The organism is Streptomyces sennicomposti (assembly GCF_019890635.1).
Lineage (GTDB): Bacteria > Actinomycetota > Actinomycetes > Streptomycetales > Streptomycetaceae > Streptomyces > Streptomyces sennicomposti.
The window spans coordinates 1-23,063 of sequence record NZ_JAIOAB010000041.1 but is presented as its reverse complement, the minus strand read 5'-3'; the positions used below and the strand labels follow the sequence as shown (position 1 = coordinate 23,063).

The window sequence follows — 23,063 nt, the reverse complement described above, 5'->3', positions numbered from 1 at the left end:
GGAGGGAGCCCGGCCGTCTTCGTGCCCGTGCCGTGCGGCGTCAGACGCCCGCCGGTTCCAGGTCCTCGGTCTTCGTCGCCCGCTTCGCCTCGCGCTTCTTCGCGCGGCGCTCCTTGCGGAGTTCCAGCATGGCGTAGAGGGTCGGGACGAGGAGGAGGGTGAGCAGGGTCGAGGTGACCAGGCCGCCGATCACGACCACCGCCAGCGGCTGGGCGATGAAACCGCCCTCGCCGGTGACCCCGAGGGCCATCGGGAGCAGGGCGAAGATGGTCGCCAGCGCCGTCATCAGGATGGGCCGCAGCCGGTGCCGGCCGCCTTCCAGCACGGCCTCCACGACGCCGTAGCCCTGCTTCCGGTACTGGTTGATCAGGTCGATCAGCACGATCGCGTTCGTCACCACGATGCCGATGAGCATCAGCATGCCGATCATCGCGGGCACGCCCATCGGGGTGCCGGTGGCGATCAGCAGGCCGAGCGCGCCGGTGGCCGCGAACGGGATGGACACCAGCAGGATCAGCGGCTGGGCCAGCGACCGGAACGTGGCGACCAGCAGCAGGAAGACGATCGCGATCGCCGCGAGCATCGCCAGGCCGAGGTTCTTGAACGCGTCGTTCTGGTCGGAGGTGACGCCGCCGATCTCGGCCGTCGCGCCCGCCGGGAGCTTCAGCGCCTTGATCTTCGACTGGAGCTTGGTGCTGACCGCGCCGGTGTTGTCGCCGGTCGGCTTGGCGGTGACGGTCGCCGCGCGCCGGCCGTCGATCCGGGTCATCGACACCGGCCCGTCCACCAGCTTCACGGTGGCCACGTCGCTCAGCTTCACCGGCCCCAGGCGCAGGTTCTTCAGCTGCGCCAGCGTCTGGGCGGGCTCGGCCGACCGGATGACGACGTCGCGCTCGGTGTCGTCCAGGACCGCCTTGGCGGCGGTGGTGCCCCGCACCGACTGGGCGACGGCCAGGCCGAGGCTCTGGTCGTCGAAGCCGGCCGCGGCCGCCTTGGCGTTGGCGCGCACCGAGACGCGCGGCACGCTCTGCGAGAGGTCGCTGGTGACGTCGGTGACGTCGTCCAGGCCCGCGACGGTCTTGCGGACCTGCTCGGCGGCGGTGCGCAGCACGTTCGCGTCGGACGCCTTGACGACGACCTTCAGGTCCTGGTCGCCGAAGCCGTCGCCGGCGTTGACCGTGGTGGTGCCGATGCCGGACAGCTTGTGCAGGCCGTCCTCGAGGTCGGCGCGGACGTCGTCGGCGGAGGCCGAGTCCTCCAGCATCACCTGGTAGGAGGCGTGGTTGGAGTCGGTGGAGCCGCCGAAGGCCGCCATGAAGCCGGACGAGCCGACCGTGACCTGGTAGTCCTTGACGCCCTTCGTGCCGGCGAGCAGCTTCTCGACCTTGCGCGCCGCGGCGTCGGTGGCCGCCAGGCTGGCGCCGGGCCTGAGCTGCTGCTTGACGCTGAGCACCTTCTGGTCGCCGGAGTCGAAGAAGTTCGTCTTCAGCAGCGGGGTCATGCCGAACGTGCCGATCAGCACGACGACCGCGATCAGCACGCTGGTCAGCCGGCGCCGGGTGGCGAACCGCAGGACGGGGACGTAGAAGCGGGTCAGGCGGCTGTTCGCCTCCTTCTCCTCGGCCTGGCGGCGGGCCTGGCCGGCCTCGGCGGGCGTGCCCTTGGGCGCGCGCAGGAACCAGTACGACAGCACCGGCACCACCGTCAGCGACACCAGCAGCGAGGCCAGCAGCGCGGCGGTGACGGTGAGGCTGAAGGGCCCGAACAGCTCGCCCACCATGCCGCCGACCAGGCCGATCGGCAGGAACACGGCGACCGTGGTGAGCGTCGAGGAGGTCACCGCGCCGGCCACCTCGCGCACGGCGGCCAGGATGGCCTCGCGCCGCTCCTCGCCGTAGCCGAGGTGCCGCTTGATGTTCTCCAGGACCACGATCGAGTCGTCCACGACCCGGCCGATGGCGATGGTCAGCGCGCCCAGCGTCAGCATGTTCAGCGACAGGTCGCGCGTCCACAGCACGATCAGGGCCAGCACCACCGACAGCGGGATGGACACCGCCGTGACCAGCGTGGAGCGCACCGAGGCCAGGAAGACCAGGATGACCAGGACCGCGAAGAGCAGACCGAGCGCGCCCTCGGTGGTCAGGCCGTCGATGGACTTGGCGACGGCGGGGCCCTGGTCGCTGACCGTCGTGATCTTCGCGTCGCCGCCGAGGGACTTGCGCAGGCCGGGCAGCTTGTCCTCGACCGCGTTCGAGATGGCGACCGCGCTGCCGTCGTGGTCCATGGTGACCGCGACGGCCAGGCTCGGCCGGCCGTCGGTGCGGGTGATGGAGTCGGCCTTGGCCGGCTCCTGCTTCACCGTCGCCACGTCGCCGAGGCGGACGGGCTTCTTCGCCGCCTCGCCCTGGACGGTGACCATCAGGTCCCGGATCTGCCGCAGCGAGGTGAGGCCGCCGCCGACCTGGACGGTGCGGTTGGCGCCGCCCTCGTCGAAGGAGCCGGCCGGCACGGTGGCGCCGCCCGCCTGGAGCGCCTGGGCGAGCGCGGCGGAGGTGAGCCCGGCCGCGGCGAGCCTGCGGTCGTCCGGGGTGACGGTGACCTGGAGGTCGCGCACGCCGTCCACGGTGACCTGGCCGACGCCGTCGATGTTCTTCAGCTCCGGCACGACCGTCTTGTCCAGCTGGTCGGCCAGCGCCTGCTGGTCCTTGCCGGAGGTGACGGCCAGCACCACGGTCGGGATGTCGTCGGTCGAACCGGCGATGACCTGCGGGTCCACGTCGTCCGGCAGCTTCGGGCGGGCCCGGTTGACGGCCTGCTGGACATCGGCGACGAGCTGCTGGGTGTCGTTGCCGTAGTCGAAGGACGCCGTGATCACGGCGCTGCCCTCACTGGCCGTGGAGGTGACGCCGGTGATGCCGTCGACGGCCTTGAGGTTGTCTTCCAGCGGCTCGACAACCTGCTTCTCCACCACGTCCGGCGACGCCCCCTGGTAGGGCGCCAGCACGGACACGACGGGCAGCTCGATCGTGGGCAGCAGCTGCTGTTTGAGCTGGGGTATGGCGATCGCCCCGAACACGAGCGCCACCACGGACATCAGTCCGATCAGGGCCCGTTGGGCGAGGCTGAACCTGGACAGCCAGGACATCGGTCGGGGTCTCTCTTCTGTGAGCGGCGGTGAGCTGGGCAAGCGGCACGGGCGCGCAGCTGCGCCCCACCCCTACACCCTGGGTCATCGGCGGGGGGTGTCCCGTAGCCCCCTGGTCCCGTTCCTTACGGCGCTCATACTCCGGGCGCAGTACACCCGCGCCGAGGCCGCTCCACCCTCGGACGTAGCGAGGTGGAGAGGGGTCACTCCACCCGGGGGCGGACCAGTCCGGACTCGTAGGCGATGACCACCAGCTGGGCCCGGTCGCGGGCGCCGAGCTTGGCCATCGCCCGGTTCACATGCGTCTTGACGGTCAGCGGGCTGACCTCCAGGCGCTCGGCGATCTCGTCGTTGGAGTGGCCGCCGGCGACCTGGACCAGCACCTCGCGCTCGCGCACGGTCAGCGCCTCCAGCCGCCCGGAGCGGGCCGGGTCGCGGCCGTCGTCGGCGTCGCCCTGGGCGAGGAAGCGGGCGATCAGGCCTTTGGTGGCGACCGGGGACAGCAGGGCCTCGCCCTGGGCGGCGATCCGGATGGCGCTGAGCAGCTCCTCCGGTTCGCTGCCCTTGCCGAGGAAGCCGGAGGCTCCCGCACGCAGCGCCTGCACCACGTAGTCGTCCACCTCGAAGGTGGTCAGGATGACCACCCGCACGTGCGCGAGAGCGGGGTCGGCGCTGATCATCCGGGTGGCGGCGAGGCCGTCGGTGCCCGGCATCCGGATGTCCATCAGGACCACGTCGGCGCGCTGCTCCCGGGCCAGGCGCACCGCCGCGGCGCCCTCGGACGCCTCGCCGACCACCTCCATGTCGGGCTCGGAGTCGACGAGCACGCGGAAGGCGCTGCGCAGCAGGGCCTGGTCGTCGGCGAGCAGGACACGGATCGTCATGCGGCATCCCCCGGGGCGGGCGTACGGGCCTGGGCGTGGGGCTCAGTGCGGGGCGGGCTGTGGGGCTGGGTGCGGGGCGCGGTGCGGGGCGCGGTGTGGGTCGTCGCGGGCAGGATCGCATGGACCCGGAAGCCGCCGCCGTACCGGGGGCCGGTGGTGAGGGCCCCGCCGAGGGCGGTGACGCGCTCGCGCATGCCGAGCAGACCGTGGCCGCCGGCGGGGGCGGAGGCGTCGTCGTCGGGGGTGCCTTCGGGGGTTTCGAGGGCATCGAGGGTCTTGAGCGCCCCGGGGGCGGGGGCGGCGGCGCGTGCGCCGTCGTCCAGGACGGTGATCTCGATCCTGGGCCCGACGCGTACGACGCTGACCTCGGCCCGCGCGCCCGCGCCGGCGTGCTTGTGCACATTGGTCAGCGCCTCCTGGACGACGCGGAACGCGGCCAGATCGACGGCGGCGGGCAGGGTCGTGCCGTCGTCGGCGCGGGCCACCTCCACATGCAGCCCGGCGCTGCGGAAGGTGCCGACGAGTTCGTCCAGGCGGTCCAGGCCGGGAGCGGGTTCGGTGGGCGCCTCCGGGTCGTCGGACTGCCTGAGCAGCCCGACGGTGGCGCGCAGTTCGTTCAGCGCGGACCGGCCCGCCTCGCGGACGTGCGCCAGCGCCTCCTTCGCCTGGTCGGGACGCTTGTCCATGACGTGCGCGGCGACCCCGGCCTGCACGTTGACCAGCGCGATGTGGTGGGCGACGACGTCGTGCAGATCGCGGGCGATGCGCAGCCGCTCCTCGGCGACGCGGCGGCGGGCCTCCTCCTCGCGGGTGCGCTCGGCGCGTTCGGCGCGTTCGCGCATGGCCCGGACGAAGGCGCGGCGGCTGCGGACGGCGTCGCCGCCGGCGGCGGCCATGCCGGTCCAGGCGAAGATGCCGAGGTTCTCCTGCGCGTACCAGGGCAGGGGCCCGGCGAGCATCGCGGCGCCGGTCAGCACGACCATCGTGGACAGGCCGAGACGCCAGGTGGTGGTGCGGTCGGTGCTGGCGGCGACGGTGAACAGGGCCACGACGACCGACATGGCGACGGGGGCGCGCGGGTCTCCGGTGACGCACTCGATCAGGGAGACGGCGCCGGTGACGGCGAGGACCGTGCGCGGGGCGCGGCGGCGGAAGACCAGCGCGACGGCGCCGAGGGTCATCAGGACCAGGCTGAGGACTTCGGGTCTTCTCACGGCCCAGCTCACGCCGCCCGCTTCGTTCGGGTCCACGAAGGAGCCGGCCACCATGCACACCAGGACGCCGGCGGCGAGGGCCGCGTCCAGGGCGAAGGGGTGCGCGCGGAGGCCGCAGCGGGCGCGGTCGAGGGCAGTCACGGTCGCCAACGGTAACTTGGGCGGGGGCGCGCGGTGCGGTTACGTGAGACTCGGCGCCCTGGTGTGCGAAGGCGCCCGGAGGACGCCGGGCCCTTCGGGGGCTGCCGCCCCCGCATCCCCGCCGTCGGCCTGGACGGCCTCGTCCTCGAACGCCGGCCGGGCCGGATGTGCGGGCCGGGGCTCAGGGGCGCCCCGCCTCACCCCGGGATCAAGCCGTCGTCGCTGAGCAGTTCGCGGACTTCCTCCAAGGTGGCGTCCGGGGACGGCAGGATCAGGTCCGAGGGTTCCAGGGAGTCGTCCGGGAGCGGGTCGCCCAGGGCGCGGACCTTGTCGAGGAGGGCGATCAGGGTGCGGCGGAAGCCGGGGCCGTCGCCGTTCTCCATCTCGGACAGGAGTTCGTCGTCCAGCTTGTTGAGTTCGGCGAGGTGGCTGTCGGCCAGCCTCACCTGTCCCTCCCCCATGATCCGTACGATCATGTCGCCCTCCTCGGCGGCGTAGGACCCCGGCTGTCGGTGACGTGACGTGGCGTGCTCCGCGCCCGGCCTACTGCTTGTCGAAGCGGGGAGCGTCCTGCGGCTGCTGCTGGGGCTGCGCCTGGTTCTGGCCGCCCTCGATGGCCTGCTGCGGGGCGCCGCCGGCCAGCTCGGCCTTCATGCGCTGCAGCTCCAGCTCTACATCCGTACCACCGGAGAGGCGGTCCAGCTCGGCCGCGATGTCGTCCTTGGCCATCCCCGACGGGTCGTCGAGGGCGCCGGAGGCGAGCAGTTCGTCGATCGCGCCGGCCCGGGCCTGGAGCTGCTGGGTCTTGTCCTCGGCACGCTGGATGGCCAGGCCGACGTCGCCCATCTCCTCGGAGATGCCGGAGAACGCCTCGCCGATCCGGGTCTGCGCCTGGGCGGCGGTGTAGGTGGCCTTGATGGTCTCCTTCTTGGTCCGGAAGGCGTCCACCTTGGCCTGCAGGCGCTGGGCCGCCAGGGTGAGCTTCTCCTCCTCGCCCTGGAGGGTGGAGTGCTGCGTCTCCAGGTCGGTGACCTGCTGCTGCAGCGCGGCGCGGCGGGACAGGGCCTCGCGGGCCAGGTCCTCACGGCCGAGCGCCAGCGCCTTGCGGCCCTGGTCCTCCAGCTTGGAGGACTGCTGCTGCAGCTGGTTCAGCTGGAGTTCGAGGCGCTTGCGGCTGGTCGCCACGTCGGCGACGCCGCGGCGGACCTTCTGCAGCAGCTCCAGCTGCTTCTGGTACGAGTAATCGAGGGTCTCGCGCGGGTCCTCGGCCCGGTCAAGGGCCTTGTTCGCCTTCGCGCGGAAGATCATCCCCATACGCTTCATGACACCGCTCATGGGCTTCGCGCGCCCCCTTCTGACGGACTCCAGCTCACAGCTCTGCGACAGAACCCACAGTACGGGCCCTGCATCCATTACCGCACTGTTCGGTCGCGGATGCGGTCATCCCCAAGGACGACTGCGTACGCCACCGCTCCGGCCCAGGGAGTAGGTGATCCCCGGGAGCGCCGGACCGCCGCGGTCGTGCCGTCCCCCTGTTCTCCTTCAGACGTCCGGTGTTGCCGGATCGTTCCCGGCCGGGCTGTGGTCCATGCGGGTCAAGCCCTTACCCTTGGGATTTGTGTTCCGTAGCCGTGCCAAGGAAGAGAAGGCCCCGGCCGCCGACAAGGCCCCGGTGAGCATCTCCAAGCAGCCCCGTGACCCCCAGGCCCCCAAGGGCCGCCCGACGCCGAAGCGGAGTGAGGCCCAGTCCCAGCGACGCAGCGTCGCCACCACGCCCACGACGCGCAAGGACGCCGCCAAGCGGCAGCGCGAGGAGCGCCGTGTCGCGCTGGAGCGCCAGCGCCAGGCGCTGGCCAACGGCGACGAGCGCTACCTCCCGGCCCGCGACAAGGGCCCGGTGCGCCGCTTCGCGCGCGACTTCATCGACTCGCGGTTCAACATCGCGGAGTTCTTCCTGCCGATGGCCGTGGCCATCCTCGTGCTGTCCATGGTGCGGGTGGGCTACCTCCAGCAGGTGGCGCTGCTGCTGTGGCTCGTGGTGATCGTCCTGATCGTGCTGGACTCCGTCGTCAGCGGCTTCCGGCTCCGGAAGCGGCTCGCCGAGCGCTTCCCGGACCAGAACACCAAGGGCGCGGTCGCCTACGGTCTGATGCGCTCCCTGCAGATGCGCCGGCTGAGGCTGCCGAAGCCGCAGGTCAAGCGGGGCGAGCGGCCCTGAGTGCGACCGCTTTCTCCGGGGACGCGGCCGATTCCTGGCTGACCGAGCCGGGCGGGCTGCGCGATGTCGTACGGCAGGAACTGGTCGCCCGGCAGCTGGAGGAGCAGATCGCCGGGCGGTTCCCCGTCGGGCAGCGGCTGCGGGTGCTCGACGTCGGGATGGGCCAGGGCACGCAGGCGCTGCGCCTGGCGCGCGCCGGCCACCAGGTGACCGGCCTGGAGCGCGACGAGACGATGATCTCCGCGGCGCGCGCGGCGCTGGCCCGCGAGCCGGAGGGCATCCGGGCGCGGGTGCGGATCGTCGAGAGCGACGGCCGGGACACCGGGGTGCACTTCCTGCCCGGCAGTTTCGACGTGGTGCTGTGCCACGGCGTGCTGATGTACGTCGAGGAGCCGGACGCGCTGCTCGCCGGGCTGGCGCGGATGCTCGCACCGGGCGGCCTGCTGTCGCTGCTGGTGCGCAACGGCGACGCGCTGGCGCTGCGGCCGGGCCTGTCCGGCGACTGGGCGGGCGCGCTGGCGGCGTTCGACACGACCGCGTACCTCCCCCATTCTCGAACGGACCCGGACGGGGGGACCCCCGTCCGCCTCGGTCTGGACGTCCGCGCGGACCGGCTCGCCGATCTGACGGCGACGCTGGCCGGCATCGGGGCGCCGCTGCACTCCTGGTACGGCGTGCGGGTCTTCACGGACACGGCGGCGGACGGCACGGAGCCGCCGGCCGACCTGGAGACCCTGCTGGCCGCCGAGGACCGGGCCGGCCGCACCGACCCGTACCGCTCGGTGGCGGCGCTGCTGCACCTGTGCGGCGTACGGGGCTGAGCCTTCCCCGGCGAGCCTCCCTCGGCGTACGGGGCTGGAGGCCCCCGGCGTAGGGAGGCTGAGCCTCGCGGCGTACGGGGCTGGTCCTCCCCGGGTGTACCGGGTGTACGAGGCCGAGGCTCCCCGGAATCCGGGTCCGCCCCTGCCGGGACGTCCTCCCCCGCCGCACGTTCGGGTGAGCTGTGCGGGACGGGGCGCGGGGGCGGGGACAGACTCGGTTCATGGACGTCTTCCTCGGCCGGGACCGGTGCTTCAGGTGGGCCGGTCCGCTGCTCGCTCTGGTCTGCTGTGCCGCGCTGCTGTCCGGGTGCAGCGGCTCCTCGTCGCCGGGCGAGGCGGCGGCCTCCGCCAGCGGTGACGCCACGGCGGGCACCAAGGACGGTTCCGGGAACCGGCGGCAGGCGGTCGCCCCGCGCTCCGCGAACGACCTCCAGAACGACTACCTGCGGGTGATCCGGGACGTACTGCCCTCGGTGGTGCAGATCCAGGGCAGCAACGACCTCGGTTCCGGGGTCGTCTACGACGACAAGGGCCATATCGTCACCAACGCGCACGTCGTCGGGAACGAGAAGCGCTTCCGGGTGACCACGGCCGGCAGCGAGGGGACGTTCACCGCCACCCTCGTCTCCTCCTACCCGGACCAGGACCTGGCCGTGGTGAAGCTGGACAAGGTGCCGCAGGGTCTGAAGGCGGCGACCTTCGGCGACTCGGAGAAGGTCGAGGTCGGGCAGATCGTGCTGGCCATGGGCTCGCCGCTGGGCCTGTCCTCCAGCGTGACCCAGGGCATCGTCTCGGCGACCGGCCGCACGGTCAGCGAGGGCAGCAGCGGCGGCGGCACGGGGGCGACGATCGCCAACATGGTGCAGACCTCGGCCGCGATCAACCCGGGCAACAGCGGGGGCGCGCTGGTCAACCTGGACGGCCAGGTCATCGGCATCCCGACGCTCGCTGCCACCGACCCGCAGCTCGGCGGCAGCGCCGCGCCCGGCATCGGCTTCGCGATCCCGGCGTCGATGGTCAGCACGATCGCCGGGCAGATCGTGAAGTACGGCAAGGTCGTGGACTCCGGCCGGGCCGCGCTCGGCATCACCGGCCGCACGGTCGTCGACACCGACTACCAGCCCGCCGGGGTCGCCGTGGTCGAGGTCAAGGCGGGCGGCGCGGCGGCCAGGGCGGGGATGCGGCCCGGCGACATCATCACCCGTGTGGGCGACTCGCCGATCACGACGATCACCTCGCTGTCCGAGGCGCTGGCCGCGGACCGGCCCGGCGGGCGGACCAAGGTGACGTTCACCCGCGACGGCGAGGAGCACACGGTGGACGTGACGCTGGGCGAACAGTGAGGCGGGGCGGGCGCCGGTCTCCGGCGCCCGCCCCCACTCCGTCCGCTCCCACGCCCGGGCGCAGTCGGGCCCGGAACCCTGTCCGGGCCGGGCACCGTCCGGGCCGGGCGCTGTCCCGCCGGGTCCCGTCCAGGCCGCGTCCCGTCAGGGCCGGGCGCCGTCGCGTCCGGCCGCCGTCAGGGTCGGGCCCTGCCACGCACGAGCCGTGTCAGGGCCGCACCCTGTCGCGTCCGGCCGCCGTCACGCCTGTGCTTCGTCGGCGTGCAGGCTCATCGGGCCGTAGATCTCCGAAGCGTCCTCGAACAGCCGGACCTGGTCCGCGCCGCCGTCGGCCAGGGCCTTCCAGTTCTCGCCGATCCAGGACTCGGCGTCGCCCTGCGTGGTGAACTCCTCCGGCTGCACCGCGGGCTGGACCTCCGTCCCGTCGGCCGTCTCGAACCGCCACGTCCATGCCGCCATGTACGCCTCCCTGGTGTGAGCACACTGCACAGCGGAAGCCGGATCTTCATCCGGCTCCTGCCCGCAGCCTAGCCGGATGCGCAAGACCGGCGGCGACCCGCGAAAATCATGTCCGTGGACGTGACTCTGCTCGGCACCGGCGCCCCCGCGGGCCTGCCCCGCCCCCACTGCCCCTGCGCGGCCTGCGCCACGGCGCTCGGCGCCGACGCGCGGGCGGCGACCTCGTTGCTGGTGGACGGGGCGCTGCTGCTGGACCTGACCCCGGGCGCGGCCCTCGCGGCGGCGCGGGCCGGGGCCTCGCTGGGCCAGGTGGCGCAGGTGCTGCTGACCCATCCGCACGACGGGCCCGCCGTGGAGGTGCCGGCCGGGCTGCCGCAGCCGGGCCGGGTGCCGGACGGGCGGGAGCTGGCGCTGCTGTCGGGGCACCGGGTGCGGGCGGTGGCGATGGACGCGCCGGGCACCGGCTACGCGGTGACCGCGCCGGACGGGCTGCGGCTGCTGTACCTGCCGCCGGGCGGCGCGCCCGCGGGTCTGGAGGAGGACACGGCCGAGTCGTACGACATGGTGCTCGCCGACGTGGTGGGCCGGCCGGACGCGCTGGCCAAGCTGCGAGCGGTGGGCTCGGTGGGTCCGGCCACGGACGTCGTCGCGGTGCACCTGGATCACGACGTGCCGCCGGGTCCGGAGCTGCGCCGGCGGCTGGCGGCGGCGGGCGCGCGGGCCGTGCCGGACGGTACGACGCTGGCGGTCGGCGGGTACGAGGAGGTGCCGGACGTGCCCCGGCGCACGCTGGTGCTCGGCGGGGCGCGCTCGGGCAAGTCGGTGGAGGCGGAACGGCGGCTGGAGTCCTTCCCCGGCGTCCTGTACGTCGCGACGGGCGGGACCCGCGGCGGGGACACCGAGTGGGCGGGCCGGGTCGCCGCGCACCGGGAGCGGCGGCCGGGCTCGTGGCGCACGGCGGAGACCTGCGATCTGGTGCCCCTGCTGGCCGAGGACGGACCGCCGCTGCTCATGGACTGTCTGTCGCTGTGGCTGACGGACGCGATGGACGCGGTCGGCGCGTGGGACGACGCCGTGTGGGCGGACGGCGGCGAGCGCGCCCTGCGCGAGCGGGTGGCCGCGCTGACGGCCGCCGTCCGGGCCACCTCCCGGACCGTGGTCGCCGTCTCCAACGAGGTCGGCTCCGGGATCGTCCCGGCCACCGCCTCCGGCCGCCGCTACCGCGACGAACTCGGCCGGCTGAACGCCGCGTTCGCCGCCGAGTGCGAGCAGGTGCTGCTGGTGGTGGCGGGCCAGGCGCTGGTGCTGCGCGGCTGACGGCGCCGGCCGCGCGCCGGGGCCCGCGGGCCCGCCCGCCGGGACCGTCCGCCGGAACCGGTCGCCAGGGCCGGTCGCCGGGACCGGTCGCCAGGGCCGGTCGCCGGGACCGGTCGCCAGGGCCGCCCGCCGGGACCGGTCGCCGGAACCGGTCGCCAGGGCCGCCCGCCGGGACCGGCCGCCGGAACCGGAAGCCGGGGATCGGCGGCCGGGAATCGGAAGCCGGGGATCGGCGGCCGGGAATCGGAAGCCGGGACGGGAAGCCGGGGATCGGAAGCCGGGGATCGGCCGGTCAGGCGGCGTCCCTGCGGGCCACCACGCGGTAGGCGTTGGACAGGCCGGGGGTGCGGCGCAGCAGCGGGGACAGCAGCAGGTCGAGCACCGCGACCACGTCCACCAGTGGGCCCAGCGCGGTGGCCAGGACCGCGCGTGCGGCGCGCCGGACGGCGGAGGGCGGGGTGTGCCGCCAGGGCGCGTCGGGGGCGGGCAGCAGCCGGGCGAGGACCAGGGCGAGGGCGGCGGAGAGGTCGTTGGGGGTGTGCGGGGTGCGGCGGTCGACGACGAGGACCGTGCAGCCGGCCGCCTCCAGTTCCGCGCGGAGGTTGGCGAGCGGCAGCAGGTGCAGATGGCGCGGCTGGCCGTGCGGCAGCCACCACTTGCCGAGCAGCCGGGCGAACGCGCTGCGCGGGTCGGGCAGTTCGATCAGCAGATGGCCGCCGGGGCGCAACGCGGCGAGCGCGCCGCGCAGTTCGGCGCGCGGGTCGGGGGCGTGCGCGAGGTGGTGGAAGACGCTGACCACGTCGTAGCGGCCGCGCAGCCGTTCGGCGAGGTGCGGGTCGGCCAGGTGCCCGATGTGCGCCTCCTCGATCCGCCCGGCCTCCCGGGCCCGCTCCACGCGCGGGGTCGGGTCGAGGCCGTCGAAGGCGGTGTACGGGAACACCTCGCGCGCGGCGGCCGGGAAGTGGGCGTGGCCGGTGCCGACGTCGAGCCAGCTCTCCGGTTCGCCGACGTTCAGCATCAGCCGGGCGTCGCCGCGGTGCCGGCGGCGGCCGCGGCGGTCGGCGAGGACCGGGTCGGGCAGGCCGTCGGGGTCGGACTCGTCGTGGTCGCGGTGGTAGAAGGCCAGTCCCGCCGGGGTGAGCCGGGGGTTCTGAAAGGCGTGCCCGCAGTCCCGGCACTGGTCGAGGGCGAACACCCCCGGTTTGCGCTGGAGCAGGTCCGGTGCGCGCAGCCGGGTGCGCAGCCGCGCCGATCCGCACCAGGGGCAGTCCTCGCGGCGCGGTTCGCTGAACCGGTCCGTCCCCTGGGCGAGTTCGGCGGCGTACGCGATACGGCGCGGGTCGTAGATCCGCGGGGCGTACGGCAGGGGCGGCATGGGCGGCTCCCGGGGGCGTCGGGGTCGTACGACGGCAGGGACGGCGGCGGGGGACGGCGGCGGCCCGGACACGGCCGTCCCGCACCGCCCGCGCCGCCGACATTTCACGGCAAAGGGAACGTATGGGATCTCGCTCGCGAGGGGAAAGAGGCTGTCCGGGTGTGGCGGTGATGTGGCTCCGCCGTGTTCGACCGGGGCCGGTACTGTTCGGCGAATGAGCTCGCTGAATCTCGACGACTTCACCGATCTGATCGAGCGCCCCGACGGCGGTGTGCGCCGTGACGCCGAGGCGCGCCGGGAGCGTCAGGTCGTGCCGCCCGGCGCGCTGGGCCGCCTGGACGACCTGGGTGAGTGGCTGGCCGCGGCACAGGGCGCGGTGCCGGTGCGGCCGGTGGAACGGCCGCGGGTCGTGCTCTTCGCCGGTGACCACGGCGTGGCCGGACTGGGCGTGTCGAAGCGGCCCGCGGGCAGTGCCGAGCGGCTGGTGCGGGCGGTGCTGGAGGGCGGCCGGCCGGTGTCCGTGCTGGCCCGCCGGCTCGGGGTGCCGGTGCGTGTGGTCGACATGGCGCTGGACTGCGCGCCCGAGACGCTGCCCGCCGAGGTCGTACGGCACCGGGTGCGGCGCGGCAGCGGGCGCATCGACATCGAGGATGCGCTGACCCTCGAGGAGGCGGAGGCCGCCTTCCGGGCCGGGACGGCGGTGGCCGACGAGGAGGCCGACTCCGGTACGGACCTGGTCGTGCTCGGCGATGTCAGCGTGGGCGGGACGACGGCGGCGGCGGTGCTGGTGGCCGCGCTGTGCGGGACGGACGCGTCGGTGGTGACCGGGCGCGGCGGCGAGCCGATCGACGATCTGGCGTGGATGCGCAAGTGCGCCGCGATCCGGGACGCGCTGCGCCGGGCGCGGCCGGTGCTGGGCGACCAGTTGCAGCTGCTGGCGACCGTGGGCGGGGCGGACCTCGCGGCGGCGACCGGCTTCCTGCTCCAGTGCGCGGTGCGCAAGCTGCCGGTGGTCCTGGACGGCGTGGTCTCGGCCGCGTGCGCGCTGGTGGGCCAGCGGATCGCGTTCCGGGCGCCGGACTGGTGGCTGGCGGGGCAGGCGAGCGGGGAGCCGGGGCAGGCCAAGGCGCTGGACCGGATGGCGCTGGAGCCCCTGCTCGACCAGGGCCTGTCGGTCGGTGAGGGCGCGGGCGCGCTGCTGGCCCTGCCCCTGGTGCAGGCCGCGGCGGCACTGGCGGCGGAACTGCCGGAGCGCCCGGAGTCCCCGGAGGAACCCGCCGGAGACGGCGACGAGGAGAAGCCGACGGAGGCCGACGCGGGGGTCTGAGGGCACGCGCGGCGATCGCGCCGAGGCTACTGCCGGGGGGCGGGGGTCTGAGGACGGGCGCGGTGATCGCGCCGGGACTGCTGCCGGAGGCGGGGGTCTGAGGGCGCGCGCGGCGATCGCGCCGGGACTGCTGCCGGAGGCGGGGGTCTGAGGGCGCGCGCGGCGATCACGCCGGGACTGCTGCCGGAGGCGGGGGTCTGAGGGCGCGCGCGGCGATCACGCCGGGACTGCTGCCGGAGGCGCGGGTCTGAGGGCGGGCGCGGCGATCGCGCCGGGACTGCTGCCGGAGGCGCGGGTCTGAGGGCGGGCGCGGTGATCGCGCCGGGGCGGCTGCCGGGGGCGGGGGTCTGAGCCGATCGTCCTCCCGGGGCACGCTCGCGGTCCGGTCGGCTGTCGCGCTCGCCGTCCGACCCGCTCGCCGTCCGACCCGCTCGCCGTCCGGTCCGCTGTCCCGCTCGCGGTCCGGTCAGCTGTCGCGTTCGGAGTCCGGTCGGCTGTCCCGCTCACGGGCCGACCCGCTGTCGCGCTCGCCGTCCGACCCGCTCGCGGTCCGGTCGGCTGTCGCGTGCGGAGTCTGGTCCGCTGACGCGCTCGCCGTCCGATCAGCTGTCCCGCTCACGGTCCGACTCGCTGGTCCACTCGCGATCCGGTCGGCTGTCGCGTTCGCCGTCCGGTCTGCCGGTTCACTTGCGGGGCGGCCGTGACCGGGACGCCTTGTCGGGCGCGGAACCGGCCTGCGGGGCGGCACCGGAAGGCGGGGCCGAACCGGCGTCGGGGGTCGAACCGGGTTCCGGGCCGGGCAGCTCCGCCGGGGCGGCGTCCGGCGAACCGGCCGGGCCCGTGCCCAGCCGCTCGACCCGCCCCGTTGTGACCGGCGGCTCGGCCGGGACCGTGTCCGGCGGCTCGGCCGAGACCTCCGCCCCCTGCGACCCGGCCCGGGTTACGCCCGGCGACCCGGCCGAGACCGCCCCCGGCAGCCCGGGCGGGGTCGCCCCCGGCAGCTCAGCCGGAGGCCTGTCCGGCGACTCGGCCGCACCCGGCAGCCCGGCCGGAGGCCTGCCCGGCAACACAGCCGCAGTCGCCCCCGGCGACCCGGCCGGAGTCCCGTCCGGCGACCCGGCCGGAGTCCCGTCCGGCAACCCGGCCGGAGTCCCGTCCCGCAGCCCGGCCGGGGCCGGGGTGTCCGGTTTGCCGCCGATCCAGTCCTCGAAGGCCCGGCGCGGAGCGCCCCAGCGGCGGTCGTGGCGCTCGGCGCGGCGGTCCGCCCGGGCCTGGGCGCGCGGGCGGCGGGCGTAGAAGCGTCTGGCCCAGTACGAGTCGGGGCGGGCCAGGCGCACGGCGCCGATCAGGGCGAGCAGCGGGACGATCACGCCGAACACGGCCAGCCGCAGCTTGCCCTTGCCGAGCGCCACCAGGGAGAACAGGAAGTTCACGGCCACGGTGGACAGGACCGTGCCGCGGTCCTGCAACTCGTCCGGGGACACGTCGTTCACGCCGAACGGCGAGAAACCGGCCAGCACCAGGCCGACCAGGGCCGCGGTGAGGACCACGGCCTCGACGCTCTTGCGCCCGGCCTCGCTCCAGTAGACGTCGTCCAGGTGCAGGATGAGCGCGAACTCGTCCAGGACCAGACCCGCGCCCACCCCGAAGACCACCGCGAAGGCCGCCGCGCCGAACCCGTGCCGCCCGCTGGCCACCGCCCCGAAGCCGCCGAGGACGCTGAGGACCACGCCGGGCACCACATGGTGGATGTGCACCCCGCCCGCCCGCACGTTCCCGAACGGCCCTTTGCCGGCCCGGATCAGCCGGGTGATGACCCGGGTGACCAGGAAGGTCACGACGAAGGCGCCGAGGGCGAGGAGCAGCGGCAGTTTGCCCGGTTCCACGATGTTGCGGTACAGCCAGTGCCCCATGCAGTCAGTCTGCGCCGTCCGCCGCCGCCCCGCCCGCCCGGCCGCCGGGGGACGCGGGGGCCTCCCGTAGGCTGCCCGCGTGTCCGACCCCGCCCTCTCCCCCTCCCCCGCTCCCGCCCTGCCCGGCCTGCGCTTCGCGTTCGGGACGCTGACCGTCCTCCCGGTGCGGGTGAGCCGCTGGGACCGGGAGGCGGCCCGCGCGGGCATGCTGTGCGCGCCGCTGGCCGGGCTGGTGGTCGGCGCGGCGGCCGCCGCCGTGGGCGTGCTGCTGCTGTGGGGCGGCGCCGGTCCGCTGCTCGCGGCCGTCGGCAGTGCCGCCGTGCCCGCCGTGCTGACCCGCGGCCTGCATCTGGACGGGCTCGCCGACACCGCCGACGGGCTCGGCAGCGGCAAGCCCGCCGAGGACGCGCTGCGGATCATGAAGCAGTCGGACATCGGCCCGTTCGGCGTCATCGCCCTCGTCCTGGTGCTGTTCGCGCAGGTGGCCGCGCTGAGCCAGGCCTACGGCCACTCGTGGGCCCGGGGCGCGCTGGCCGCCGCGGTCTCGGCGACCGTGGCCCGGCTCGCGCTGACCCTGGCCGCGCGCACCGGGGTGCCGGCCGCGCGGCCCGAGGGTCTGGGGGCGGCGGTCGCGGGCGTGGTCCCGGCGGTCGGCGCGCTCGGCACGGCCCTGGCGCTCACCCTGGCGGCGGGCGTCGCGGGGGCGGGCCTCGGGACGCGTACCGCGCTGCTCGCCGCGGGCGCGGTGCTCGCCCCGCTCGGCGCCGCCGAACTCCTCCTGCGGCACTGCACGCGCCGCTTCGGCGGGGTCACCGGCGATGTCTTCGGCGCCCTCGCCGAGACGGCGGCCACCACGGCGCTGGTCGTCCTCGCCCTGGGCTGACCCGCCGCCCGCCGCGCGGCGGACGACAGTGAGCGCCCGTACCGTCACCGGGCTGAAACGATCCGCTCCGCGCCCTGGGCCGGTCCGCGCCGCCTCGCTAGAGTGAAGCGGACAGACACGCGATCGGGGGGCGTCCGTGCCGAAGCTACGCCGTGCCATGGCCTGGTTCATCGACTTCGCGCTGGTGGTCGCGGTCGCCTCGGCGCTCGCCGTGCTCACCTTCCACCGGATATCCCTGCTCGTCACCGACGTGCCCGAACTCGCCACCCGCAGCGGCTTCGACCTGCTCTCCTCGCGCGGCGACGTGCTCGGCTCCTCCGAGCACCTCGGCCTCTCGCTGTGGAACAAGGCGGTGCTGTACGTCGAGGAGGCGTTCGGGCTGCTGGTGCTGGTGGTCTTCCTCTACCAGTGGGCGTGTCTCGCCCTGCTGGGGCGGACGGTCGGCAAGGGGCTGCTGGGGCTGCGGGTGGGCCCGGCCGGGGCGGCGCCCTCCGGGCGGGCGCGCCGGGCCGCGCTGCGGGCCGCCGTCACCACCGCGGCCGACGTCGCCGTCTACGCCGTGGCCTGCGTGCTGCTGATCGAGGGCCACTTCGTGCTGTCGGTGCTGGTGTGGGCGGTGGCGGTGGCGGTCTTCCTGCTCAACGCCCTGCCGGTCCTGCTGCCCGCCCGGCGCTCGCTGGCCGACCGGCTCGCGGGCACGGCGGTCACGGGCCTCGGCCTGCGCCGGGCGTCCGACGCCCCGGAGTACGGCCCGCCCGCCACCCCGGCCGGCCAGGGCTACGGCGCCCCGGTCGCCCCGGAGTTCGGCGCCCCGGCCGGTCCGGGCTACGGCACTGCGGCAGGCCCGGGCTACGGCGGTGCTCCGGGCTACGCTCCGCCGGGCGCCCCCGGCTACGGCCCGCCCGGCTACGGCGCCGCCCCCGCGGCCCCCGGGTTCAGCACGCCTGACGCCACGCCCCCAACTCGTACTTCTTGAGCAGCGAGCTGAGCCGCAGCCGGCGCGAATCGGCGCAGAACTCGCCGGCGGGCAGCTCGTACTCGACGTGGAACACCGCTTTACCGGCCGCGACGAACGGCTTCAGCCGCGCGCACTCGCCGTACTGGGCGCACTGCTCGTTGACCGCGAAGTCGAAGTCCCCCACCAGCTGGGGGATCTGGTCCAGGTCGTTCTTCAGACCGACGGACATGCCCCGTTCGTGCGCCAGCCTCGCCACGAGGCGGTTGTAGCGGAGCTGGTCGGCGGCGGTGAGCGGGAAGCCGGTGCGGTTGCGGTAGCCGTCCATGTTGTCCGGCTCCACCGCGTCGAACCCCTTGGCCCGGCACATGTCGAGACGGGCCGCCATCAGCGGCTCCAGCACGTCGGTGCGGCGGATGTCGAACCAGCGCTCGCCCTTCCAGCCGTTGCCCTCGCCGAGCACGGCCTGCGGGAACTTCCCCGCGTCCGGGCGGAAGTCCTCCCAGGCGCCGGTGGAGACGTAGCAGATCACCTTGCGGCCCGCGCGGTGCAACCGCGCGACGGTCGCCGCCGGGTGGTCGAAGCCGTCGATGTCGTAGACCGCCGCGTCGACGGAGGTGTCGAGCCGGCCGCTGAGCTGCCACTGCCAGCTCACACCGGGGCGCGGCAGCCAGCGCCCGGCGGCGGACGGCCGCGCGGAGGCGGACGCGCCGCCGCGGGGAGCGTCGTCCCCGCCGGACCCGCCCGGCCCACCGGACTCGCCCGGCCCACCGGACTCGCCCGGCCCACCGGATCCGCCGGATCCGCCGGCGCAGCCGGTGAGCAGCAGGAGCAGGGCGGCGAGGAGGACCGCGGCGGACGGGGCCGGGCGGAGCGGACGGTCGGGGGCGCGGTGATGCGTGGGGGCGTACACCCGACGATCATCGCCGATCCCCGCCCCGCCGAGGCGAGTTGGCCCGGCCCGGACGCTCGCGGGGGCGGGGCGGAGGCCGCCGGACGACCGGGGAGCCTCGTGCGGGTGAACGACCACGGGGCCGCCGCGCCCGGCAACGCGCGTAGGCTCGTGCCGGGTGTTTGCCCGCCCGGGTGGAGACCGCACCGCAGGAGGGATCTAGGGTCGGTCGTCGGGCCCGGTCGACCCCACCCGCATTCGGCCACTCCATTTCACAGGGAAGCGAGATTTCACCACCGTGACTGCTCTCACTCTCAGCACCGCCGCGGTGCCCGGCCTGCGGGCCGACGCGATCGTCGTCGGTGTCGCCAAGGGCACCAACGGCCCGGTCGTCGCACCGGGCGCCGAGGCCGTCGACGCGGCGTACGACGGCGGGCTCGCCGACGTCCTGGAGACCCTCGGCGCCACCGGTGCCGAGGGCGAGGTGACGAAGCTGCCCGCGCCCGCCGGCTTCAAGGCCCCGCTCATCCTGGCGGTGGGCCTGGGCGCGGAGTCCGAGAAGGACGCCGGTTATGGCTCCGAGGCGCTGCGCCGGGCCGCCGGCGTGGCCGCCCGCGCCCTCTTCGGGGCGAAGAAGGCCGCCTTCGCGCTGCCGCTGACGGAGGCCGCCGACGCCGGCGCCGTCGGCGAGGGCGCGCTGCTCGGCGCGTACTCCTTCGACGCCTACAAGGAGAACGGCAAGGACGCCAAGGGCCGGGGCGGCAAGGCGCCGCTCGCCGACGTCGTGCTGCTCGGCGGCAAGCCCCGCGACCGCGCCTACAAGGCGGCCGTGGACCGCGCCGTGGCGGTCGGCGAGGAGCTGAACCGCGCCCGCGACCTGATCAACATGCCGCCCAACGACCTCAACCCGGCCGCCTTCGCCGCCATCGCGCAGGACGCGGCCAAGCTGCACGGCCTGAAGATCCAGGTGCTGGACGAGAAGGCGCTCACCAAGGGCGGCTACGGCGGCATCCTCGGCGTCGGCTCCGGCTCGGCGTCCGCCCCGCGGCTGGTCAAGCTGTCGTACACCAGCTCCAAGGCGAAGAAGCACCTGGCGCTCGTCGGCAAGGGCATCACCTACGACTCGGGCGGCATCTCGCTCAAGCCGGCCGGGCACAACGAGACGATGAAGTGCGACATGAGCGGCGCCGCCGCCGTGTTCGCGACCGTCGTCGCCGCCGCCCGCCTGGGCCTGGAGGTCAACGTCACCGGCTGGCTGGCGCTGGCCGAGAACATGCCCTCCGGTTCCGCCGTGCGCCCCGGTGACGTGCTGCGCATGTTCAGCGGCAAGACGGTGGAGGTGCTCAACACCGACGCCGAGGGCCGGCTGGTGCTGGCGGACGCGCTGTGGGCCGCCTCGCAGGAGAAGCCGGACGCGATCGTGGACGTCGCGACGCTGACCGGCGCGATGATGCTGGCGCTCGGCAACCGCACCTTCGGCATCATGGCCAACGACGACGCGTTCCGCGGCGCGGTCCACGAGGCCGCCACGGAGGTCGGCGAGGACTCCTGGCCGATGCCGCTGCCCGAGCACCTGCGCAAGGGCATGGACTCCCCCGTCGCCGACATCGCCAACATGGGCGAGCGGATGGGCGGCGGCCTGGTGGCCGGTCTGTTCCTGCGCGAGTTCGTCGGCGAGGGCATCACCTGGGCGCACCTGGACATCGCCGGGCCGGCGTTCAACGAGGGCGGGCCGTTCGGCTACACCCCCAAGGGCGGCACGGGGTCCGCGGTGCGGACGCTGGTGCGGCTGGCCGAGCTGGCGGCCTCGGGTGAGCTGAGCTAGTCCTCCTGGCTGACTCGGGTCCGTCCGTCGTAGGGCGGGTGCGGGGGCGTGGGGGCTGGTCGCGCCGTGCGGCGGAGCCGCACACCGGCACGGCCCCCGCGCCCCCTCGGCTCGTCGCGCCCGTGCGGCGCAGCCGCGCATCGGCACGGTCCCGCGCCCCTTTCGGGGCGCTTTCCGCGCGGAGTGGGGTGTCTCACACCCCGGCCCCGCGTCTCGTGGGCCTCCGACAAGTGCGAAGATGGGCGTCGGCAGGACAGGGCCCCACCTAAGGGCCGAAGAACGAGCGGCCGGACACCAGCCGCCTGTCGGTCAGTGAAGACCGGCGCACGGCGCACATGCATGGAGGACGTGACGTGGCGAACGACGCCAGCACCGTTTTCGACCTAGTGATCCTCGGCGGTGGTAGCGGTGGTTACGCCGCGGCCCTGCGCGGGGCGCAGCTGGGCCTGGACGTCGCCCTGATCGAGAAGGACAAGGTCGGCGGCACCTGCCTGCACAAGGGATGCATCCCCACCAAGGCCCTGCTGCACGCGGGCGAGATCGCCGACCAGGCCCGCGAGAGCGAGCAGTTCGGCGTCAAGGCCACCTTCGAGGGCATCGACGTGCCGGCCGTCCAGAAGTACAAGGACGACGTGATCTCGGGCCTGTACAAGGGCCTGCAGGGGCTCATCGCCTCCCGCAAGGTGACCTACATCGAGGGTGAGGGCCGGCTGTCCTCCCCGACCTCCGTCGACGTGAACGGGCAGCGGATCCAGGGCCGCCACGTCCTCCTGGCGACCGGTTCCGTGCCGAAGTCCCTGCCGGGCCTCCAGATCGACGGCAACCGCATCATCTCCTCGGACCACGCGCTGGTCCTGGACCGCGTGCCGCAGTCCGCGATCATCCTGGGCGGCGGCGTGATCGGCGTCGAGTTCGCCTCCGCCTGGAAGTCCTTCGGCGCCGACGTCACGGTCATCGAGGGCCTCAAGCACCTGGTCCCGGTGGAGGACGAGAACTCCTCGAAGCTGCTGGAGCGCGCCTTCCGCAAGCGCGGGATCAAGTTCAGCCTCGGCACCTTCTTCCAGAAGGCCGAGTACACGGAGAACGGCGTCAAGGTCACCCTCGCCGACGGCAAGGAGTTCGAGGCCGAGATCCTGCTCGTGGCCGTCGGCCGCGGCCCGGTCTCCCAGGGCCTGGGCTACGAGGAGGCCGGGGTCGCCATGGACCGCGGCTACGTCCTGGTCGACGAGTACATGCGCACCAACGTGCCGACCATCTCGGCCGTCGGCGACCTGGTCCCGACCCTCCAGCTCGCGCACGTCGGCTTCGCCGAGGGCATCCTGGTGGCGGAGCGTCTGGCCGGTCTGAAGGTCGTCCCGATCGACTACGACGGCGTCCCGCGCGTGACGTACTGCCACCCGGAGGTCGCCTCCGTCGGCATCACCGAGGCCAAGGCCAAGGAGATCTACGGCGCGGACAAGGTCGTCGCTCTGAAGTACAACCTCGCGGGCAACGGCAAGAGCAAGATCCTGAAGACCGCGGGCGAGATCAAGCTCGTCCAGGTCAAGGACGGTGCCGTGGTCGGCGTCCACATGGTGGGCGACCGGATGGGCGAGCAGGTCGGCGAGGCGCAGCTGATCTACAACTGGGAGGCGCTGCCGGCCGAGGTGGCCCAGCTCATCCACGCCCACCCGACGCAGAACGAGGCGCTCGGCGAGGCCCACCTGGCGCTGGCCGGCAAGCCGCTGCACTCCCACGACTGACGCCCTCAGTCATCGGGCGCGACGACACAGACTTCCGCACTTCTAAGGAGCAACCGAAACCATGGCGGTTTCCGTAACCCTTCCCGCGCTCGGCGAGAGCGTCACCGAGGGCACTGTCACCCGCTGGCTGAAGGCCGAGGGCGAGCGCGTCGAGGCCGACGAGCCGCTGCTCGAGGTCTCGACCGACAAGGTCGACACCGAGATCCCCTCGCCCGCCGCCGGCGTGCTGGCCTCCATCAAGGTCGCCGAGGACGAGACGGTGGAGGTCGGCGCCGAGCTGGCCGTCATCGACGACGGCACCGGCGCCCCCGCCGCGGCCCCGGCCGCCGAGCAGGCTCCGGCCGAGGCCGCCCCGGCCCCGACCGAGACGGCCGCCCCGGCCGCCCAGACCCCGGCCGCGCCCGCCACCGAGCAGGCCGCCCCCGCCCCGGCGCCGACCGCCGAGGCCGCTTCCGGCGGCGGCGGCGCCGAGGGCACGGACGTGGTCCTGCCCGCGCTCGGCGAGTCCGTCACCGAGGGCACCGTCACCCGCTGGCTGAAGTCGGTCGGCGACTCCGTCGAGGCCGACGAGCCGCTGCTCGAGGTCTCCACGGACAAGGTCGACACCGA

18 protein-coding genes and 1 pseudogene are annotated in these 23,063 nt (G+C 74.5%); 10 read left to right on the top strand and 9 right to left on the bottom strand.

Annotation, left to right across the window (positions count from 1 at the left end; translation table 11 throughout):
- Window positions 1–40: 40 nt before the first annotated feature.
- From K7787_RS21575 to K7787_RS21555, 5 genes are all read right to left on the bottom strand, one after another.
- A complete protein-coding gene (locus tag K7787_RS21575; RefSeq protein ID WP_223002610.1) occupies window positions 41–3,145 on the bottom strand; it encodes an efflux RND transporter permease subunit in 3,105 nt (1,034 codons plus the stop codon).
- Between the two features lie 203 nt (window positions 3,146–3,348).
- Entirely contained in the window at window positions 3,349–4,029 is a 681-nt protein-coding gene (locus K7787_RS21570) for a response regulator (protein WP_009188193.1), read from the bottom strand.
- Window positions 4,026–5,384, bottom strand: coding sequence for a sensor histidine kinase (locus K7787_RS21565; RefSeq protein ID WP_223002609.1), 1,359 nt, complete (start codon window positions 5,382–5,384; stop codon window positions 4,026–4,028). Before K7787_RS21565 ends, K7787_RS21570 begins: the two co-directional genes overlap by 4 nt.
- A gap of 197 nt (window positions 5,385–5,581) precedes the next feature.
- On the bottom strand, window positions 5,582–5,860 hold the full coding sequence (pspAA, locus tag K7787_RS21560) for a PspA-associated protein PspAA (RefSeq protein WP_009188195.1): 279 nt from the start codon (window positions 5,858–5,860) through the stop codon (window positions 5,582–5,584).
- Between the two features lie 67 nt (window positions 5,861–5,927).
- Window positions 5,928–6,719, bottom strand: coding sequence for a PspA/IM30 family protein (locus K7787_RS21555; RefSeq protein ID WP_009188196.1), 792 nt, complete (start codon window positions 6,717–6,719; stop codon window positions 5,928–5,930).
- Window positions 6,720–6,972: 253 nt separating this feature from the next.
- Here K7787_RS21555 and K7787_RS21550 point away from each other — a divergent pair, with 253 nt between their 5' ends.
- The 3 genes from K7787_RS21550 (at window position 6,973) to K7787_RS21540 (ending at window position 9,766) form a co-directional block, all read left to right on the top strand.
- Window positions 6,973–7,602 carry a DUF3043 domain-containing protein gene (locus tag K7787_RS21550; protein WP_197073753.1) on the top strand — a complete coding sequence of 210 codons (630 nt, stop codon included), beginning with the start codon at window positions 6,973–6,975 and terminating at the stop codon, window positions 7,600–7,602.
- An 80-nt stretch (window positions 7,603–7,682) separates the two neighbouring features.
- Entirely contained in the window at window positions 7,683–8,423 is a 741-nt protein-coding gene (locus K7787_RS21545; RefSeq protein ID WP_223002626.1) for a class I SAM-dependent methyltransferase, read from the top strand.
- A 221-nt stretch (window positions 8,424–8,644) separates the two neighbouring features.
- Window positions 8,645–9,766 carry a S1C family serine protease gene (locus tag K7787_RS21540; protein WP_043260713.1) on the top strand — a complete coding sequence of 374 codons (1,122 nt, stop codon included), beginning with the start codon at window positions 8,645–8,647 and terminating at the stop codon, window positions 9,764–9,766.
- Between the two features lie 240 nt (window positions 9,767–10,006).
- On the opposite strand, the gene K7787_RS21535 is transcribed toward K7787_RS21540, so the two are convergent.
- Window positions 10,007–10,225, bottom strand: a complete 219-nt coding sequence (locus tag K7787_RS21535) for a hypothetical protein (protein ID WP_019984479.1) — start codon at window positions 10,223–10,225, stop codon at window positions 10,007–10,009.
- Window positions 10,226–10,339: 114 nt separating this feature from the next.
- Here K7787_RS21535 and K7787_RS21530 point away from each other — a divergent pair, with 114 nt between their 5' ends.
- On the top strand, window positions 10,340–11,542 hold the full coding sequence (locus K7787_RS21530) for a bifunctional adenosylcobinamide kinase/adenosylcobinamide-phosphate guanylyltransferase (protein ID WP_223002608.1): 1,203 nt from the start codon (window positions 10,340–10,342) through the stop codon (window positions 11,540–11,542).
- A 292-nt stretch (window positions 11,543–11,834) separates the two neighbouring features.
- Here the strand turns inward: K7787_RS21530 and K7787_RS21525 are convergent, their stop codons facing one another.
- Complete coding sequence (locus K7787_RS21525) at window positions 11,835–12,917, bottom strand: class I SAM-dependent methyltransferase (RefSeq protein ID WP_199292807.1); 1,083 nt, start codon at window positions 12,915–12,917, stop codon at window positions 11,835–11,837.
- Window positions 12,918–13,131: 214 nt separating this feature from the next.
- Here K7787_RS21525 and cobT point away from each other — a divergent pair, with 214 nt between their 5' ends.
- Complete coding sequence (gene cobT / locus K7787_RS21520) at window positions 13,132–14,244, top strand: nicotinate-nucleotide--dimethylbenzimidazole phosphoribosyltransferase (RefSeq protein WP_169435342.1); 1,113 nt, start codon at window positions 13,132–13,134, stop codon at window positions 14,242–14,244.
- 1,178 nt (window positions 14,245–15,422) lie between these two features.
- On the opposite strand, the pseudogene K7787_RS21515 reads toward cobT, so the two are convergent.
- A pseudogene (locus K7787_RS21515) lies at window positions 15,423–16,157 on the bottom strand (hypothetical protein); the annotation flags it as partial.
- 79 nt (window positions 16,158–16,236) lie between these two features.
- On the opposite strand from K7787_RS21515, the gene K7787_RS21510 reads away from it, so the two are divergent.
- Entirely contained in the window at window positions 16,237–17,040 is an 804-nt protein-coding gene (locus K7787_RS21510; protein ID WP_223002607.1) for an adenosylcobinamide-GDP ribazoletransferase, read from the top strand.
- Window positions 17,041–17,197: 157 nt separating this feature from the next.
- Window positions 17,198–18,016 carry an RDD family protein gene (locus K7787_RS21505; protein ID WP_223002606.1) on the top strand — a complete coding sequence of 273 codons (819 nt, stop codon included), beginning with the start codon at window positions 17,198–17,200 and terminating at the stop codon, window positions 18,014–18,016.
- On the opposite strand, the gene K7787_RS21500 is transcribed toward K7787_RS21505, so the two are convergent.
- Window positions 17,976–18,908 (bottom strand): endo alpha-1,4 polygalactosaminidase, encoded by a 933-nt coding sequence (locus K7787_RS21500; RefSeq protein WP_223002605.1) that lies wholly within the window; start codon window positions 18,906–18,908, stop codon window positions 17,976–17,978. The genes K7787_RS21505 and K7787_RS21500 overlap by 41 nt on opposite strands.
- A 277-nt stretch (window positions 18,909–19,185) precedes the next feature.
- On the opposite strand from K7787_RS21500, the gene K7787_RS21495 reads away from it, so the two are divergent.
- The 3 genes from K7787_RS21495 to K7787_RS21485 form a co-directional block, all read left to right on the top strand.
- Entirely contained in the window at window positions 19,186–20,712 is a 1,527-nt protein-coding gene (locus K7787_RS21495; RefSeq protein WP_164388592.1) for a leucyl aminopeptidase, read from the top strand.
- A gap of 353 nt (window positions 20,713–21,065) precedes the next feature.
- A complete protein-coding gene (gene lpdA / locus K7787_RS21490; RefSeq protein ID WP_019984488.1) occupies window positions 21,066–22,454 on the top strand; it encodes a dihydrolipoyl dehydrogenase in 1,389 nt (462 codons plus the stop codon).
- 61 nt (window positions 22,455–22,515) lie between these two features.
- Window positions 22,516–23,063: biotin/lipoyl-containing protein (locus tag K7787_RS21485; protein ID WP_308036422.1), on the top strand; the 548-nt coding region annotated here is incomplete at its 3' end.